17 protein-coding genes and 2 pseudogenes are annotated in these 17,664 nt (G+C 63.0%); 16 read left to right on the top strand and 3 right to left on the bottom strand.

Annotated elements, in window-relative coordinates:
* The 9 genes and pseudogenes from HP547_RS15720 to HP547_RS15760 form a co-directional block, all read left to right on the top strand.
* Nucleotides 1–536: pseudogene (locus tag HP547_RS15720) on the top strand (hypothetical protein); the annotation flags it as partial.
* A gap of 7 nt (nucleotides 537–543) precedes the next feature.
* Nucleotides 544–858 carry a hypothetical protein gene (locus HP547_RS15725; RefSeq protein WP_172286769.1) on the top strand — a complete coding sequence of 105 codons (315 nt, stop codon included), beginning with the start codon at nucleotides 544–546 and terminating at the stop codon, nucleotides 856–858.
* A gap of 351 nt (nucleotides 859–1,209) precedes the next feature.
* Entirely contained in the window at nucleotides 1,210–1,746 is a 537-nt protein-coding gene (locus tag HP547_RS15730; protein WP_172286770.1) for a hypothetical protein, read from the top strand.
* Between the two features lie 350 nt (nucleotides 1,747–2,096).
* On the top strand, nucleotides 2,097–2,690 hold the full coding sequence (locus HP547_RS15735; protein ID WP_172286771.1) for a hypothetical protein: 594 nt from the start codon (nucleotides 2,097–2,099) through the stop codon (nucleotides 2,688–2,690).
* A 95-nt stretch (nucleotides 2,691–2,785) separates the two neighbouring features.
* Nucleotides 2,786–2,932 (top strand): hypothetical protein, encoded by a 147-nt coding sequence (locus HP547_RS15740; RefSeq protein WP_256676352.1) that lies wholly within the window; start codon nucleotides 2,786–2,788, stop codon nucleotides 2,930–2,932.
* A gap of 223 nt (nucleotides 2,933–3,155) precedes the next feature.
* A complete protein-coding gene (locus HP547_RS15745) occupies nucleotides 3,156–4,331 on the top strand; it encodes a M20 aminoacylase family protein (protein ID WP_172286772.1) in 1,176 nt (391 codons plus the stop codon).
* Between the two features lie 81 nt (nucleotides 4,332–4,412).
* Nucleotides 4,413–5,723 (top strand): citrate-proton symporter, encoded by a 1,311-nt coding sequence (locus HP547_RS15750; RefSeq protein ID WP_172286773.1) that lies wholly within the window; start codon nucleotides 4,413–4,415, stop codon nucleotides 5,721–5,723.
* Nucleotides 5,720–7,174: an amidase gene (locus HP547_RS15755; protein ID WP_172286774.1), complete on the top strand. Its 1,455-nt coding sequence runs from the start codon at nucleotides 5,720–5,722 to the stop codon at nucleotides 7,172–7,174. Before HP547_RS15750 ends, HP547_RS15755 begins: the two co-directional genes overlap by 4 nt.
* Before the next feature lie 67 nt (nucleotides 7,175–7,241).
* Nucleotides 7,242–8,015: an IclR family transcriptional regulator gene (locus tag HP547_RS15760; protein WP_172229987.1), complete on the top strand. Its 774-nt coding sequence runs from the start codon at nucleotides 7,242–7,244 to the stop codon at nucleotides 8,013–8,015.
* Between the two features lie 50 nt (nucleotides 8,016–8,065).
* Here HP547_RS15760 and HP547_RS15765 read toward each other — a convergent pair whose 3' ends face one another.
* Complete coding sequence (locus tag HP547_RS15765) at nucleotides 8,066–8,938, bottom strand: helix-turn-helix domain-containing protein (RefSeq protein WP_172229990.1); 873 nt, start codon at nucleotides 8,936–8,938, stop codon at nucleotides 8,066–8,068.
* Nucleotides 8,939–9,114: 176 nt separating this feature from the next.
* On the opposite strand from HP547_RS15765, the gene HP547_RS15770 reads away from it, so the two are divergent.
* The 4 genes and pseudogenes from HP547_RS15770 to HP547_RS15785 all read left to right on the top strand — a co-directional run.
* On the top strand, nucleotides 9,115–9,942 hold the full coding sequence (locus HP547_RS15770; protein ID WP_172232124.1) for an SDR family NAD(P)-dependent oxidoreductase: 828 nt from the start codon (nucleotides 9,115–9,117) through the stop codon (nucleotides 9,940–9,942).
* A complete protein-coding gene (locus HP547_RS15775) occupies nucleotides 9,939–11,657 on the top strand; it encodes an FAD-dependent oxidoreductase (RefSeq protein ID WP_172286775.1) in 1,719 nt (572 codons plus the stop codon). The genes HP547_RS15770 and HP547_RS15775 overlap by 4 nt, the downstream gene beginning before the upstream one ends.
* Complete coding sequence (locus HP547_RS15780) at nucleotides 11,657–11,986, top strand: NIPSNAP family protein (protein WP_172232130.1); 330 nt, start codon at nucleotides 11,657–11,659, stop codon at nucleotides 11,984–11,986. Before HP547_RS15775 ends, HP547_RS15780 begins: the two co-directional genes overlap by 1 nt.
* A 75-nt stretch (nucleotides 11,987–12,061) precedes the next feature.
* Nucleotides 12,062–13,444, top strand: a pseudogene (locus HP547_RS15785) (MFS transporter); the annotation flags it as partial.
* Here HP547_RS15785 and HP547_RS15790 read toward each other — a convergent pair.
* Nucleotides 13,380–14,291: a LysR substrate-binding domain-containing protein gene (locus HP547_RS15790; protein ID WP_172286776.1), complete on the bottom strand. Its 912-nt coding sequence runs from the start codon at nucleotides 14,289–14,291 to the stop codon at nucleotides 13,380–13,382. The pseudogene HP547_RS15785 and the gene HP547_RS15790 overlap by 65 nt on opposite strands.
* A gap of 103 nt (nucleotides 14,292–14,394) precedes the next feature.
* Nucleotides 14,395–15,051: an HAD family phosphatase gene (locus HP547_RS15795; RefSeq protein WP_172230565.1), complete on the bottom strand. Its 657-nt coding sequence runs from the start codon at nucleotides 15,049–15,051 to the stop codon at nucleotides 14,395–14,397.
* A 92-nt stretch (nucleotides 15,052–15,143) separates the two neighbouring features.
* On the opposite strand from HP547_RS15795, the gene lexA reads away from it, so the two are divergent.
* The 3 genes from lexA to HP547_RS15810 all read left to right on the top strand — a co-directional run.
* Nucleotides 15,144–15,761 carry a transcriptional repressor LexA gene (lexA, locus tag HP547_RS15800; RefSeq protein ID WP_172286777.1) on the top strand — a complete coding sequence of 206 codons (618 nt, stop codon included), beginning with the start codon at nucleotides 15,144–15,146 and terminating at the stop codon, nucleotides 15,759–15,761.
* Entirely contained in the window at nucleotides 15,761–16,381 is a 621-nt protein-coding gene (imuA, locus tag HP547_RS15805; RefSeq protein WP_172230559.1) for a translesion DNA synthesis-associated protein ImuA, read from the top strand. The genes lexA and imuA overlap by 1 nt, the downstream gene beginning before the upstream one ends.
* A gap of 6 nt (nucleotides 16,382–16,387) precedes the next feature.
* On the top strand, nucleotides 16,388–17,664 hold a 1,277-nt coding region (locus tag HP547_RS15810; RefSeq protein ID WP_172286778.1), incomplete at its 3' end, for a DNA polymerase Y family protein.

The raw sequence follows: 17,664 nt of genomic DNA on the forward strand, positions 1-17,664 counted from the left end.
CGAACCGGCTGGACTTCAATGCGCGGCAGTTCGACAAGGTCAAGGACAACCGGATCAAGCGGTGGCGTGATCAGGAGTATCGCTATGACCCTTGGGGTAACCTGATCGAAAAGCGCTCGGGGACCGGCAAGCTGCAGCACTTCAGCTATGACTGCGAGAACCGGCTGGTGCGGGCGGAGACGCTGGTCAATGGCAAGCTGGAAAGTCGGGGTGAGTATCGCTATGACAGCTTAGGGCGGCGGGTAGCCAAGCAGGCTGAGATCAATGGCCAGGTCGAGCAGAAGCGCTTTCTGTGGCAAGGGTTGAGGATGCTGCGCGAGAAGACGCCGGGGCAGAGCATTCTCTACCTGTATGAACCAGGTACCTATGCGCCATTAGCTCGGGTTGATCAGGTCGAAGGGGAAGGGCAGAAGCTCTACTACTTCCATACGGATCAGATTGGTACGCCGCTGGAGTTTACGAAAGGGCCAGTGCAGACCAGCTTGCACCCGAATCAAAAGGGTAGATTTGAGAAATTACAAAGTACGTCGTGTTGAGGTAATTATGAAAACTTATAGCATACGAGAAGTCTTAGAAAATCTGGATAAGATGCCAGACTCTTGGTTTTACCTTCCGAACTCAGGATGGAATTTAGATACAAAGGGAGCATTTTCGCTAGATAGTCGTGACTTCCCTGCGGATTCCACTGATTATCTTCCTCCTCAGGTGGCGAGTGAAGGGTGGATTGAAACGCTGGATACCCCTATGATACAAGATGTAATTGAGTATACGGATCGACAATTGCCCTCAGCTAAAGTTGAAGATTATTTTGAAGCCTTTAAGTATTATTTTGAAAACGATGCTTTTATGAAGTTTTAATTTAGGGGGGGAGTTTGTGTTGCGTGGGTATTGAGGTGCGGCTCTGGCGCACCTCTTATTAGGTTTTTGGCGATATGAAAGGTTCAGCATTGCAACATAGGTGCATAACTGCTTATAGGTACTCGCTTTTTTCAGTGCCGCCTGGGTGAGCGATTATAGGACTTTTCCATGTGTGCTTGATAGGATAGATTAAGATCGAGTAATTGGCATGTTGCTGAGTAGAAGGTCTTGTTGGAGCAGCTTTTGGTTAAAAATTTTATATTGTCTATTTCAGAAGGTTATCCGGAGATCTACTGGCTTAGCTCCGAGTGGTAATGCTAAAGCTAGCGGGACAGTTAAAGGAATCACAACATGCTGAAATCTTTAAAGTGGCAAGAAGGCCTGGTTTTAAGTATCAATGTAGAAGCGGGTGTGCATACTATCGCTCAGATGAGAAATAATCACCTTTTGGAGGTTTTTAATGTCTTCAGGGAAGATGACAACTGGAAAGATATCGATTTGAATAGCGTTGATTTGTTGTTCACTATTTTTGTATCAATAAAAAACATAAAACAAATTTTCTCATGTGTAGTCTCAAGTGATTCTGTGGTGCCGAATGCGCGTCCTGCGGAGAAGCTCATGCTTTCAGCAATATTTGGCAGCCCTGGAGATACCGGTGCGAAACTTATAGAGTTATCGGAGAATTATTCGAATATCGGTGCGCGTATGATTAAGGATTTTCTGTCTCCAGATGTCGACTTGGCGTTAATTCATCGCTATGAGCTTTGTGGGATGGTGGGTGATTCCGGAAAAATTATTTTGCGAATCAAAAACTATCGAGAAACTGGTGTTAACTGGGATCCATCAAAAGAGTTTTTGTTTCCCGGTATACGGCGGCCAACAAGTTAGAGTTCTGAAATGAACCGGGTCTACGATGACGTTAAAATATTTTGGAATCAGCTGAAGGCTGGCTTACAGGTCACGCTCCATAAACCAATACCGGAAGATGCTTATTTGAGCGGTTATCATGTCAATAAAGTTATCAAAGTCTGAGTCGGCGGTTGATGTAAATGGTGTTGCAGTATCTCAAGGGCAGATATCCACTGGTTTAACCGATGCATTCAAGCAGTTTTTCTATGACACATAATTGTGGCATGCCTGAAGATCAATTAAATGCGTATCGTTGGCTTATTGAGGCATTTGATGCTTTTGTGTCTGGTCTAAAACATGAATCCGACATTTTCTCTTAGGAGGTAGTTGTGGTTCCTGATAAATTTAAATTTTTGCTCGAAAGCTTACAGTCTAAACTTGAAATGAATCCTCCTGAAGTTGTGGGTGCGCAGCGGGGCCAAGGTGAGGATGTGAAGTGGTCGAAGGGTCCTGGTTTTTCAATAGTGCCTTTTGGATTAGAGTTGGCAGGGGTCACTCCGTATCCTATTCTGGACAATGAGCCGAAAAGCAAAAGGAATTGCTTTAAGTTTTATTGTTCTGGGGTAGGAGGCTTTTATAGGTCAGATATATACGGTGTGAGCTCGACAATAATAGAGGCTGAAATATATCAGAACGAAGGTCAATTTAGGTCGTCAGTTCGATTTGATGATAGTGGAGATGCAGTTCGCGCTTCTGGTGTGATCTTTGAAAGCGGCGTCCCTTATATCTCGTGTCGCTTGGAAGATGATGGTGAATTCTGGTGTTATGAGTATAGGTATGAAGGTCGGCGGGTGTCTTCAATGATTGCATATGCCCCTAATAGCATGGCTGGTACGGAGATATTCGTCGAGCGAGTTGGTGACCATTTGGTTGGCCTGTATTTTTTTAATGATCATTCGAAATTTTATATTTACAGGGTTTAGCTGATGGGGCGTGAAGTTCGCGGCATCGTGGTGGCATGTATTGCATATGCGTCAGACTTCAGCCCTGCCTAGCCTCTATGCGAGGTTTTTTGTGATTGGTCTTTACCCCCGACGGCACACTGACCCACATCAAGCGCGTGGTCGACAGCCAGGTCGTCGAAACGCTCACCCAGTACCGCTACGATGAACATGGCCAGCTGCCCGCGGTAATCAACCGCAACGGCGACACCTTCGCAGCATAGAGAACGTCCTCGGCCACTTCCTGCATTTCACCCGCACGCCTGACTGCACTACCAACCGCCTTGCCCGCCAGTCGCCCTCTTTCGGTTCCACCGTGTGAAACCAGTTTCGGTTGTACTCCACCACGCCTCGCGCTTATCTGTCTCACAGCACGACCTGCCTCACCCGTCGTGACCTCAAGCGAACAACAAGAACGGGAAACCACCCGCGCAAGGAGACTCCAACATGTCCCGACATCAGCACATCCTGGCCTGGCTGAACGACGTGGCCAGCGACCTTCACGCTATCCGCCACGATATCCACGCTCACCCGGAACTGGGCTTTGAAGAAAGCCGCACCTCGGCGCTGGTCGCCCAATTGCTCGAGGCGTGGGGCTACGAGGTGCACACCGGCATCGGCAAGACCGGCGTGGTCGGCGTGCTGCGCAATGGCAGCAGCCCACGCCGCCTGGGCCTGCGCGCCGACATGGACGCGCTGCCTATTCACGAAGCCACCGGCGCGGCCTACAGCAGCCAGCACCAGGGGTGCATGCACGCCTGCGGCCACGATGGGCACACCACCATGCTGCTGGGGGCGGCGCGCTACCTGGCGGCGACCCGGCAGTTCGATGGCACCCTGACGCTGATCTTCCAGCCGGCAGAAGAGGGGCAGGGCGGTGCCGAGGCGATGCTCGCCGATGGCCTGCTGCAGCGCTTCCCCTGCGATGCGCTGTTCGGCATGCACAACATGCCAGGCTTGCCAGCCGGGCACCTGGGCTTTCGCGAGGGGCCGATGATGGCTTCGCAGGACTTGCTAACGGTCACCCTCGAAGGGGTCGGCGGGCACGGCTCGATGCCGCACCTGACCGTGGACCCGCTGGTGGCCGCCGCCAGTGTGGTGATGGCGCTGCAAACGGTGGTGGCGCGCAATATCGATGCGCAGGAAGCGGCGGTGGTCACCGTCGGCGCCTTGCAGGCTGGCGAAGCGGCCAACGTGATCCCGCAACAGGCGGTGCTGCGCCTGAGCCTGCGTGCGCTCGATGCCCAGGTACGGGCGCTGACCCTGGAGCGGGTGCGGGCGATCATCGTCAGCCAGGCCGAAAGCTTTGGCTGCCGCGCCACCCTTGAACACCGCCCGGCCTACCCGGTGCTGGTCAACCATGCCGCAGAAAACGCCTTCGCCACCCAGGTAGGGGTGGAGTTGCTGGGCGCCGACGCAGTGGACGGCAACACCCGCAAGCTGATGGGCAGCGAGGACTTTGCCTGGATGCTGCAACGCTGCCCCGGCGCCTACCTGTTCATTGGCAACGGCGTGGCGCGGCCGATGGTGCACAACCCCGCCTACGACTTCAACGACGACATTCTGCTGACCGGCGCCGCCTACTGGGGCGCCCTGGCAGAGCGCTGGCTCGCGCCCGCCTGACCTGCCTTTTTCACGACTGCCGCTGGAACCCGGGCGCGACCGCGCCTGGGCGATCACCCAATCATCCTGTGGAGTGTTCCTATGCAGACTTCGAGCACCGGCGTGTCGCGTACCCGGCAAGTGGTAGCGGCCGTTATCGGCAACGCCTTGGAGTGGTATGACTTTATCGTGTATGGCTTTCTGGCCAGCATCATCGCCCGGCAGTTTTTCCCGTCCGACGACGAGTACGCCTCGCTGCTGATGGCCCTGGCCACCTTCGGCGTCGGTTTCTTCATGCGCCCGGTCGGCGGCGTGCTGCTGGGCATGTATTCTGACCGCAAGGGCCGCAAGGCGGCGATGCAGCTGATCATCCGGCTGATGACGGTGTCGATCGCCATGATTGCCTTTGCCCCCGACTACCTGGCCATCGGCATGGCCGCGCCGCTGCTGATCGTGGTGGCGCGCATGCTGCAGGGCTTTGCCACCGGTGGCGAGTACGCCAGCGCCACGGCCTTCCTGGTGGAAAGCGCGCCGGCCCACCGCAAGGGCTTGTATGGCTCGTGGCAGCTGGTGGGGCAATGCCTGGCGGTGTTTGCCGGGGCGTCGATGGTGGCGCTGGTCACGCACCTGTGCTCACCTGCTGCGCTGGACAGCTGGGGCTGGCGGATCCCGTTTGTGCTGGGCCTGCTGATCGGCCCGGTGGGGCTGTGGATTCGCAAGCACATGGAGGAACCCGAGGAATTCATCCAGGCGCGCCGCCAGGCCAAGGGCCAGTCGCCCGGCTTGTTGCAGGTGCTGCGTGAGCACCGGCGCAGCCTGCTGGTGTCGATGGGCCTGGCTTGTGGTGCGACTGTGTCGTTCTATGTGGTGCTGGTGAACATGCCGACCTTTGCCCACCAGAGCCTGGGGTTGCCGCTGGACCAGGTGCTGCTGGTGCAGATGCTGGCAGTAGCGCTGATGACCGTAGTCATTCCCCTGGCCGGGGCGTTATCGGACCGGGTGGGGCGGCGCCCGGTGCTGATGGCCTTTACCCTGGCGTTCTTCGTCATGGTCTACCCGCTGTACGTCTGGGTGGCCGCTGCGCCATCCATCGAACGCCTGCTGGTGATGCAACTGTTGCTGTGTACCGCCATCGGCGGTTTCTTCGGCCCGGCACCCACCGCCCTGGCCGAGCAGTTCCCGGTCGAGGTGCGCTCCACCGGCGTGTCGGTCGCCTATAACGTTGCGGTGATGGTGTTTGGTGGCTTTGCGCCGTTGATCGTCACGTGGCTGACCAAGGTGCTTGGCACCCCGGTGGCGCCTTCGTTCTACGTACTGTTCGCCTGCCTGCTGACGCTGCTGGGCACCTACTGCCTGAAAGAAGCACCACGGGCGAGCAAGCCTGCCGCCTTCAACTTTGGAGTAAAACCGTGAAGCCGCTAGCCATCGACCCCATTGTTGTCCTCGATGCCGAGGCGTTGTCGCAGGCCATCCATGCCCGTCAGGTGTCGTGCCGCGAGGTGATGCAGGCCTACCTGGGGCACATCGAACGTTTCAACCCGCAGGTCAACGCCCTGGTGTCGCTGCGCCCGGCCGAAGGGCTGCTGGTGGAAGCCGATGAGCGGGACCGCGAACTGGCCCGTGGCCACTCGCGCGGCTGGATGCATGGCATGCCGCAGGCAATCAAGGACCTGGCCGCCACCGCCGGGCTGCGCACCACCCTGGGTTCGCCGCTGTTTGCCGAGCACGTGCCCGAGCAGGATGCAATCAGTGTGGCGCGGGTGCGGGCCAGCGGGGCAGTGATCGTTGGCAAGAGCAATGTGCCTGAGTTCGGCCTTGGCTCGCAGACCTATAACAGCCTGTTCGGCACCACCACCAATGCCTATGACCACGCCCGGGTGGCCGGTGGCAGCAGCGGTGGGGCAGCCGCGGCGCTGGCCATGCGCTTGCTGCCGGTGGCCGACGGCAGCGACATGATGGGCTCGCTGCGCAACCCGGCGGCGTTCAACAACGTGTTCGGCCTGCGCCCTTCGCAGGGCCGCGTGCCCCATGGCCCGGCGCCCGAGCTGTTCGTTCAGCAACTGGCCACCGAGGGGCCGATGGGCCGCAGCGTGGTTGATGTGGCGCGATTGCTGTCGATTCAGGCCGGCAGTGATGCGCGGGTGCCGCTGTCGCTGAGTGACGGCCGGCGCGATTTTGCTGCGCAGTTGCAGCGCGATTTCCGTGGCGTGCGGATCGGTTGGCTGGGCGACTACAACGGCTACCTGCCGATGGACGACGGGGTGATGGCCCTGTGCGAGGCGGCCCTCGCCGACTTCGCTGAACTGGGCTGCCGGGTCGAGGCCTGCCAGCCGGCCTTCGACCTGACCCGTTTGTGGCAATGCTGGCTGACCCACCGCCACTTCCTGGTGCACGGCAACCTGGCGGCGGCCTATGTCGACCCGGCCAGCCGTGCCTTGCTCAAGCCCGAGGCGCAGTGGGAAGTGGAGGGCGGCCTGCAGCTGACGGCGGCGGCGGTTTACCAGGCCTCGCTGCACCGCAGCGACTGGTACCGCGCGCTGGCCAGCCTGTTCGAGCGTTACGATTTCCTGCTGTTGCCATCGGCGCAAGTGTTCCCTTTCGATGCACGGCAGCCGTGGCCGACGGTGGTCGGGGGGCGGCCGATGGACACTTACCACCGCTGGATGGAGGTGGTGATCGGGCCGACCCTGGCCGGCTTGCCGAGCATCAGCGTACCGGTCGGTTTCAACCCTGCCGGGTTGCCCATGGGCCTGCAGATCATAGGCCCGGCCCAGGCCGACCATGCAGTGCTGCAGCTGGCGTACGCCCACGAGCAGCTCACCCGTTGGGTACAGCGCTGCCCGCCCCGGTGCCTGCAAGCCTGAGCAAAGCGCTGGGCAGGCGCGGATCTTGCTGGCTATGCTGACCATCCAGTACAGGGAGGTCATTCACATGGGTATTAGCGCAGACAGTGGCGGCGTGCGTTCGGTGGAGCGGGCGCTGGCCATCGTCGACCTGCTGGGGGAACACCAGGCCCTGGGCCTGGAAGAACTGCACTACCTGACCACGCTGCCCAAGGCCACGGTGTCGCGCATGCTCGCCACCTTGCAGGAGCAGGGTTGGGTGTACCGCGGCCTGAGTGACCGGCGTTACCGCCTGAGTGCGCGACGGCTGTTCGGTGACCGCCAGCTGCGCTTCAAGCGGCGCCTGGTGGAAAGCGCTGCGCCCATGCTGCTGGAGCTCAGCGAACGCACCGGGCTGGTGGCCGACCTTTCATGTTTCGACGGCGAGCGGCTGGAAGTCATGGAAAGTGCCATTCCACAGGTATTGCGCAAGCGCTATCCCCACACCTGCCAGATCGTCGGCCACCATGCCAGCCTGTTCCATTCAGCGATGGGGCGGGCGTGCCTGGGGGAGCTGGCGGTCGATGAGGTGCAGCGCCTGGCGGCCCATGAGCGGCTGCGCGACGACACGGTGCTGCGCGATCTGCAGGAGGATGCGCACAAGGGCTTTGGCCAGCGCACCGAAGGCCACTGGGAGTACCCGGTGCGCTTGCCGTTCCTGATCCGCGCCATTGCCCTGCCGGTGCACGCCGAAGGGCGGCTGGCCGGGAGCATCGCCTTGCACTGGCCGCTCGACCAGGCACCGGTGGAACGGGTGTTGAACCTGCACCTGAACAGCCTGGCAAGCACGGTGGGTGAGGTGCAGCGGGCCTTGGTGGTCTAGCGGCCCTTTCGCGGGTGAACCCGCTTCCACAGGGCCGGTACCGGGCAGGACTATTGACCTTCGCGAAACCCGCTAGGGCTGACTCCCGCCTGCTTGCGGAAAAACCGGCTGAAATACCCCACATCGGCAAACCCCAGTTCGTGGGCGATCTCCTTCACGCTCAGGCTCGAATGCCCGAGCATGCGCTTGGCCTCCAGCACCAGGCGGGCATTGATCACATTCATCGGCGTCATGCCCAGATGCTCCTGGCACAGCCGCCCCAGGGTCGCCAGGGTCATGCCCAGTGCCGCCGCATAGTCCCCCAGTGGCCAATGGGCGCGGTAGTGCATGTCGACCAGCTCGCGAAAGCTGGTCAGCTGCTGGCTGCGCCTTGACGCCGGGCGGTGCTCGCCCTGGGGCACTTGGGGTTCATGGCGCAGAACCTGGATCAACAGCGTCAACAACAATGCCATGCTGCTGGCCACATGCTCGCGGGCGCGGTTGTGGTATTCCTCGCGCAGGGCACGGCACAGTGGCAGCAACGGGTCTTCGTCGTCGGCCCACAGCGGCAGGGGCACCACCTGCGGTTTGCGCACTTGCGCCAGCAGGTGCGGGGCCAGCACCTGGGTGATGCTTTCCAGCGGGTGCTGCGCGGCAGTGATCACCTGGCCCTCGACCTGGCCGGCCCAATGAAAGCCATGCACCACCTGCGCCGGTATGTACACCACGCAGGGCGCCTGCACCTGCAGCCGTTGGCTGTCGAACAGCACCTCCCCGCCACCGCTCTGCAGGTACAGCAACTGCAGCAAGCCTTCGTGACGGTGCGCAGCGATTTCCCAGTTGTGCGCGCCGGAGCGCTGGGAGATCCGCTCCACATGCAGGGCTTCGTGCCACACCGGCTGTGCGGTTTCACCGTACAGGGCGTAGTTGGGGATCTTGTTCATGACGTTGTAATTGTTCTGATCGGTACCTGGCTACTGTGCCACAGCTGCACGCAGGCATCAGCGGGCAAGGGAAAATTGACCGGAATGTGGGGCGGGTTGCAGGTTTTGTCCATTCTGCCGGTGTGCCTGCCGGCCCTAGGCTGTGGCCCAGATCAAGCGACATTCTGGAGAGCAGCATGCACAACAACAATATTCCTTCTCGCTGGTTGGGCCTGGACTCAGCCGTTTGCGTGGTCACCGGTGCTGCCGGTGGCATTGGCGCGGCGCTGGCCGGCGCGCTGGTAGAGCAGCAGGCCCATGTGGTGTTGCTGGACCGCGACCTGGACAAATGCCGCGAACTGGCGGCCACCCTCGGCGAGCGCAGTGTCGGTGAGGTCAGCGCGCTGGGCTGCGACATCGCCGACCCGGCCAGTGTGGAGCGGGCTGCGGCCCAGGTGCAGGCCTTGCACGGGCGCTGCGATGTACTGGTCAACAATGCCAGCGTACTGCGCCCCGGCGCGCTGGACGAGCTGACCCTGGAGCAATGGAACCAGGTGCTGGCGGTCAACCTCAGTGGCTACCTGCTGTGTGCCCAGGCGTTCGGCCGTTCGATGCTGGCGCGCGGCGAGGGGCGCATCGTGCACGTGGCCTCGATTGCCGCCCACTACCCGCAACCCGACAGCGGCGCCTACAGCGTGGCCAAGGCCGGGGTCAGCATGCTGTCGCGTCAGCTTGCGGTGGAGTGGGGGCCACGGGGCGTGCGCAGCAACGCGGTGTGCCCGGGGTTGATCCGCACGCCGTTGTCGGCGGCGTTCTATGCCGACCCGCAGGTCGAGCGCCAGCGCTGCGCGATGACCGCCAACCGGCGCATCGGCGAGCCGCAGGACATCGCCGACGCCGTGCTGTTCCTGGCCAGCCGGCGTGCCGACTACATCAACGGTGCCGAGCTGACCGTGGATGGCGGCCTGGAGAGCATGCCCATGGCACTGATCCCGCGCCCAGGCTTCGAGGGGGCAGGCCGATGAATACGCGCAGCTGTGATGTACTGGTGGTCGGCGCGGGCGCGGGCGGCCTGGCGACGGCGATCACCGCGAAAAAGCTCGGCCTGGATGTGATCGTGATCGAAAAGGACGACTGCTTTGGCGGCACCACGGCGTTTTCCGGCGGCGTGCTGTGGGTGCCCGGTACCGCGCACGGGGCCAACGACAGCCACGCAGCGGCCATGACCTACCTGCGCAACGAAACCGGTGGCTGTTACGACGCAGCCGGGGTCGAGGCATTTTTGCGCTACGCGCCGCAGATGGTGGAATTTTTCGAGCGCGAGACAGCGGTGAAGTTCGTGCCCACGCTGTACCCCGACTATCACCCGCACATCGAAGGTGGCGTCGACGTTGGCCGCTCGATCCTGGCCGCACCTTACGATATTCGCGGCCTGGGGCCAGACATGGCACGCCTGCGCCCGCCGCTGAAAACCATCACCTTCATCGGTATGATGTTCAATTCGTCGAATGCCGACCTCAAGCATTTCTTCAATGTGACCCGTTCGCTGACCTCCTTCGTGTATGTGGCCAAGCGCCTGATGACCCACCTGAAGGAGCTGGCCCTGTACCGTCGCGGTACCCAGGTCACCAGCGGCAATGCCCTGGCGGCCCGGCTGGTACGTTCGGCACTGGACCTGGGCATTCCGATCCTGACCGGTACCCCGGCGCGCCGGTTGCTGCGCGAAGGCGGTCGGGTGGTGGGCGCAGAAGTCGGCCAAGGCGACAGCGAGCTGACCATCCAGGCCCGGCGCGGTGTGGTGCTGGCGTGTGGCGGCTTCTCCCATGACCTGCAGCGGCTACGCCAGGCCTACCCGCATGTGCGCCGCGGCGGCGAGCATTTTTCTCCGGTGCCGGCGGGCAACACCGGTGATGGTGCGCGCATGGCGGAAGCCTTGGGTGCCAAGGTCGATATCCGCCTGCAAGCGGCAGCGGCGTGGATGCCGGTGTCCAAGGTGCCGATGGGGGGCGGGCGGCATATCGCCTTCCCGCATTTGCTCGACCGCTACAAGCCGGGTGTGATTGGCGTGTTGCGTTCGGGGCGGCGCTTTACCAACGAGTCGAACTCCTACCATGACGTTGGTGCGGCCATGATCGAGGCCTGTGCCGGGCAGGCTGAAACGGCCATGTGGCTGGTGTGCGACCGTCGCACCCTGGGCAAATACGGCCTGGGCTTTGCCAAGCCCGCTCCCATGCCGCTGGGGCCGTTGCTGCGCAACGGTTACCTGCTCAAGGGCAACACCCTGGCCGAGCTGGCAGGCAAGGCCGGTATCGATGCGCAAGGGCTGGCGCAGACCGTGCGCGAGTACAACCTTGGCGCGGTGCAGGGCGAAGACCGCCAGTTCGGCCGCGGCAGCACCAGCTTCAACCGCTACCTGGCTGACCCGCAACAGCGGCCCAACCCCTGTGTGGCCCCGGTGGGCGAGGGGCCGTACTTTGCCGTGAAAGTGATCATGGGCGACCTGGGCACCTTCGACGGGCTACGTACCAGCGTGGTCGGCGAGGTGTTGGCGGCAGACGGGCAGGCCATCGACGGCCTGTATGCGGTCGGCAACGACCGCGCCAGCATCATGGGCGGCAACTACCCCGGTGCGGGCATCACCCTGGGCCCGATCATGACCTTCGGCTACATCACCGGGCGGCACCTGGCGGGTGTCGAGCAGGGGCTTGCGGCAGTGGGCACTGCGCAGGAGGTGGCGTGATGGACAAGGCCGTCGTCGATCACCGCATCTACACCATCCGCCCGCGCTGCATGGCGGCTTTTCTCGACGCCTTCGACCAGCTGGCGATGCCGATCCTGCTGCGCCACCTGGGGGCGCCGCTGGCCTTCTACACCAGCAGCATCGGGCCGCTGAACCAGGTGGTGCACTTGTGGGGTTATGCCAGCCTCGATGACTTCGAGAAGCGCAGTGCCGCGCGTGACGCCGACCCGGACTTTGCGGCCTATCTGCATGCCACCCGTGACCTGGTGGTGGCGCAGGAGACGCGGATCCTACGGCCGGTTCGGTTACCCAGCCTCGCCCGGCAGTAATCCTGCCTGTGCCGGCAATCGGGCCGCAACGCGGCCCCGATACACCTCCATAAAAACAACAACAGGTGCTACCAGATGAACAACACGCTAGACGTGCGCCAACTGATCGACCAGCAACCCATTGGCAGCTACCAGAAATGGGTGGTGTTCCTGGGCTTTCTGATCATTGCCCTGGATGGGCTGGACGTCGCCATCATCGGTTTTATTGCCCCACAGCTGAAAAGCGACTGGGGCCTGGGCGCGCAGAGCCTGGGTCCGGTATTGAGTGCTGCGCTGATCGGCCTGGCCCTCGGCGCCCTGATTGCCGGCCCCCTGGCCGACCGCTACGGGCGCAAGGCGGTATTGCTGTGCAGCGTGCTGCTGTTCGGCGTCTGGACCCTGGCCTCGGCCTTTTCACCCGACCTTGAAACATTGGTTGCGCTGCGCTTTCTGACCGGGCTGGGCCTGGGCGCCGCCATGCCCAATGCCAGCACCCTGGTCAGCGAGTACGCCCCGGCACGCAGCCGCTCGCTACTGATCACTCTGGCCTTCTGCGGGTTCTCCCTTGGCGCTGCGGCCGGTGGTTTCGTCAGCGCCTGGATGATCCCCAACCTGGGCTGGCGCAGCGTGCTGGTGCTGGCGGGGGTGTTGCCGCTGCTGACCTTGCCATTGCTGTACTGGCGCTTGCCGGAATCGGTCACCTTTCTGGTCAGCAAAGGTGCGGATCGTCAGCGGATCCTGGCCATTGTCCGCCGGCTGTCACCCGCGCACGCCAACGCCGACTGCACCTTCGTCATGCCGGTCACCCCAAGGGGCAGGGGTGGGGCGATCGGCACCATCCTCTCGCCACGCTACCGCTTTGGCACCTGCATGCTCTGGGCCGGTTACATACTGGCGTTGTTCCTGGTCTACCTGTTCAGCGGCTGGTTGCCGACGCTGGTCAAGGAGGGCGGGGGTTTTTCGGTATCCGAAGCGGCCATTGTCACTGCCTGTTTCCAGATAGGCGGGCCGTTGGGTGCGATTTCGGTGGGGTGGGCCATGGACCGCTGCAACCCGCAACGGGTACTGATGCTGACCTTCCTGTTCAGTGGCGCGGTCATCTTTGCCATCGGCCAGGTGGCCGGAGACTTTGCCTGGTTGTGCGCGATTGCCAGCGCCGTGGGCTTTGGCCTGAATGGCGCGAGCGTTGGCATGAATGCACTGGCGGCAGCGTTCTACCCCACCGAAGCGCGGGCCACAGGGGCCAGCTGGATGAGTGGGATCGGCCGCATTGGCGCGGTGCTCAGCGCCTTTGCCGGGGCCCAGATGCTGGCGCTGGGCTGGAGCTTTGCGCAGGTTTTCGCAGCGTTGTTGATCCCTGCCGGGCTGGCGGCAGTGGCGGTGTGGCTGCAAGGGCGATGTGCCGCCCAGCGGCTCAGCGCTCCCGGCTGTACATCCGGCATTCCGCCAGCAGAGCCAGCAGGTTCGGCTCACGCTCCCGCGCCTTCAGAAACACCACACCGATATGCTGCTGCAGGCGATACTGCGGCTGCAAGGCAATCAACCTGACGCGGTTTTCGTAAACCGCGGCGATGCGCCCGGGCAGCAAGGCGAAGCCCACGCCCGAGCTGACCATGCTGAGCAAGGTGAAGATGTCGTTCACCTGCATGGCCACCTTCGGTTCGAAGCCGGCTTGCTGGAACACTCGCGCGCCATCGCGGTGGGTGGCGAAGCCTTGGGTGAGGGTGATGAAGGTGGAGTCGGCCAGGTCGGCCAGGTCCACCTCGGGCTGCCCGGCGAAGGGCGAGTCGGTGGGGACGGCGAGGAAGATGTCGTCGGAGAACAGCGGCAGCTGCTCGCAGGCCGGGTCGCTGACGCTCTCGTCCAGCGAGACCAGGATGGCTTCCAGCTCGTGGTTTTTCAGGCGCTGGAGCAAGTCGGTGTTCGAGCCCAGGGTCAGGTCGATATTCAGTTCGCTGCGGCGCAGTTTCAGGCCCATGACCAGCTTGGGCACGGTTTTCACCGTCAGCGAATAGAGCGCGCCCAGGCGGAAGCGTTCGGCGTAGAAACCGGCGGCCTCACGGGTCTGGCGCACCATCTGTTCGGCGTCCTGGATCAGCTGGCGGGCTTTCTTCTCCAGCACGTAGGCACTTTCCAGCGGGATCAGCTGGCGGCCCTCGTGCTTGAACAGCGGGCAGCGCAGCGCGTTTTCCAGCGAGTGGATGGCGCGGTGCACGCTGACCGCGCTGGTAGACAGCTCGGCGGCGGCGCGGCCGAGGTTGCCGGTGCGCATGAAGGCGAGGAAGGTTTCCAGCTTTTTGAGGGTGAGTTCTTCGTCGATCAGCATGGGGTGGCCTGGCAGCGCGGTGGTTGGGGTGGGTAGGGCTTCAGGGTTGTGTGTGGGCGCTCGATCTCACAGGCGCTGAAAACCCGCAGTCATACACCTCGAATCACCCCCGCCCTTCGATCAACGCCCACAAGGCCGGGTCCTCAAAATCGTCAATCACCAACCCAGCCCCCGCCGCCAGCAACCGCTCCGGGCTCTGCGTCGTCGCCACCCCAACCGTAAAGATCCCCGCAGCACTGGCCGCCGTAACCCCCGGCAACGAATCTTCGAACGCCAGCGCCTGACCAGCCTCAGCACCCAGCCGCTGCAGCCCGGTAAGGTAGGGCAGCGGGTCCGGCTTGGGCCGTGCCAGTTCCTCGGCCACCAGCACATGCTCGAATCGCTGCCCCAGCCCCATGGCGCTCAGCATGTGTTCGGCGTTCAGCCGCGGCGCGTTGGTCACCACGCACATGCCCAGGCCATGATCCTGGGCATAGCCCAGCAGACGCAACAGGCCCGGCATCGGCTCGAGCGCAGGCGACATGTCGCGGAACAGCGCCTCCTTGCGGTCGGCCAGTACCTGGCACTGTTCGGCACTGGCACCGCTGAACAGCTCGGCGAACAGCTCGCCGTTGGCCCGGCCGCTGACCTGCGCGTCGAACTGCGCCTGGCTCAGCTCGCGGCCGTCGTGTTCGTGCAGCAGTTGGCGAAAGGCCTGCAGGTGCAAGGTGTCAGTGTCGGTAAGGGTTCCGTCGAGGTCGAACAGCAGGGCGGTCAGCATGGGATATCCAGATCAAGAAAACACAAGCCAGGGGATCATAACCAATGCTGACGACGAAGGGGGCTGTTCAGTGAGCCACGAAAAGAGTACAAATGTGCTCCATGGACAATCTTACCCCCAAACGCCGCGCCATTTTCAACTTCATTCGCGAGCGTATCGCCGACCACGGCCAGCCACCGAGCCTGGCCGATATCGCCGAGCGCTTCGGTTTTGCCTCGCGCAGCGTCGCGCGCAAGCACATCACCGCGCTGTGCCAGGCCGGTTATATCGATGTCACGCCCAATCAGGCGCGGGGCATTCGCTTGGCCGAACCCTTGCGCAAGCCAGAAATCCTCGAATTACCGGTGCTCGGCCAGGTGGCCGCAGGCGCCCCGATCGGCCCGGACCTGGATATTCACGAGCAGTTGCTGCTCGACCCCAGCCTGTTCCGCCGTACCCCCGACTACCTGTTGAAAGTCCGCGGCGATTCGATGGTGGACGACGGCATCTTCGACGGTGACCTGGTCGGCATTCGCCAGCAGGGCGATGCCCGTGATGGCCAGATCGTGGTTGCGCGCCTGGACGGCGAAGTGACCATCAAGCGCCTGCAACGCCTGGGCAATGCCTACCGGCTGCTGCCGCGCAACCCCGCCTATGCACCGATCGATGTGCAGCCGGAACAGGACTTCTTCATCGAAGGCGTGTTCTGCGGCTTGCTGAGGCGTGACTGATGGGCGCGGTGGTCGACCTCGACAGGCTGCTCGATCAGCGCCGGGTATGGCGTGGCCGGCAGGCCCAGGTGCGGCCACTGGGGTTGCAGCCAACCGGCCATGCCGCCCTTGATGAACGCCTGCCGGAAGGTGGCTGGCCGGCGGCTGCGCTTAGCGAATTGCTGCTGGCCAGCCCAGGCTGCGGTGAGTTGCAACTGCTGTGGCCGACCCTGGCCCGGCTGAGTACTGAAGCCAGCCGGGTGGTGCTGGTGGCCCCGCCTTTCATTCCTTACGCCCCGGCCTGGCAGGCGGCGGGGGTGGACCTGCGCTGGCTGGTGCAGGTAAATGCCGAGCCGGCCGATGCCTTGTGGGCCGCCGAACAGTGCCTGCGTTCGGGCAGTTGCGCGGCGGTGCTGTGCTGGCCCGAACGTGCCGATGACCGTGCCTTGCGGCGCCTGCAGGTGGCTGCTGAAACCGGCCAGGCGCTGGCGTTCGCCTGCAGGCCGCAACAGGCGGCGCACAACCCTTCGCCCGCAGCGCTGCGCATTGCCGTCGACACCCGGCCGGCGCAATGGCGTGTATTGAAAAGCCGTGGTGGCATGCCACCAGCGCTGCCCATCGCCTGCCCGGGCCGGGGCTGATGCAACATGCTCTGGGCCTGCATCCTGCTTCCGCAGCTGGCGCTCGACACCGTCCTGCGTGAGCGTGACGACCCTGATACGCCGCTGGTGCTGGTTGGCGGGCCCACCCAGCGACGCGTGTTGCAGGCGGTCAACCTGGCGGCTGCTGCGCTCGGCCTGCGTGCCGGGCAAACCCTGACAGCGGCGCGCGCCCTGGCCGATGGCTTTACCTGTGTCGAAGCCGACCCCAGACGCATCGATCAGGTACAGCAGCTGCTGGCAGCCTGGGCCTACCGCTTCAGTGCCCAGGTCAGCCTGCATTATCCACGGGCGCTGTTGCTAGAGGTGGGCTCCAGCCTGCAACTATTCGGGCCCTGGCCCTCGTTCGAGGCCCAATTGCGGCAGGAACTCGCAGAGTTGGGCCTGCGTCAGCGCATCGTCCTGGCCAGCAACCCGGTGGCGGCACGCATGCTCGCCAATGGTCACGACGGCCTGGCCGTGCCCGATGCTGACGACACCCGGGCGGCGCTCCTGGGCATGCCGATCGAGCGTGTCGGCTTGCCGGCCGACGCCGCGGATGCCTTCGCTCGCATGGGGCTGCGGCAACTGGGCCAGGTGCTGGCCTTGCCGCGCGACACACTGGCGAAACGCTTTCCTGCCCAGGTGCAGTTGCACCTTGACCAATTGCTTGGCCTGCGCAATTTCGGCCTGGATTTCTACCAGCCGCCGGACCGCTTCGAAGCACGTCTTGAGCTGAATTTCGACGTCGAATCGCATCAGGCCCTGCTGTTCCCGCTGCGGCGCATGCTCAATGACCTGGCCGCCTTCCTGGCTGGGCGCGACTGTGGTGTTCAGCGGTTCTGCCTGCACCTGGAACACGTCGAAGGGCCGGACACCTTGCTTAAGGTGGGGCTGCTGGCGGCCGAGCGGGATGCCGCAAGGCTGTTCGAGCTGGCCCGGGGGCGCCTGGAGCCGCTACGCATTCCCGCCCCGGTGCGCAACCTGCGGCTGGTTGCCGAAGACCTGCCAGCCTTTGTGCCGCAGCACCATGCGTTGTTCGACCCACGAGCACAACAGGCGCAACCCTGGGAGCAATTGCGCGAGCGCCTGCGCGCCCGGCTGGGGGATGAGGCAGTCAAGGGCCTGAGCGCCGCAGCCGATCATCGCCCCGAGTGCGCCTGGCAAGCGCGAGAGCAGGGCGCCCAGGGCAGCATGCCGGTCGCCCCCGGTAGCCGCCCTGGCTGGTTGTTTGCCGCGCCCATGGCGCTGGACGAAGCCGGCTACCAGGTGCAGGGGCAGGCCGA

The organism is Pseudomonas sp. CM27, assembly GCF_013179515.1.
Taxonomy (GTDB): Bacteria; Pseudomonadota; Gammaproteobacteria; order Pseudomonadales; family Pseudomonadaceae; genus Aquipseudomonas.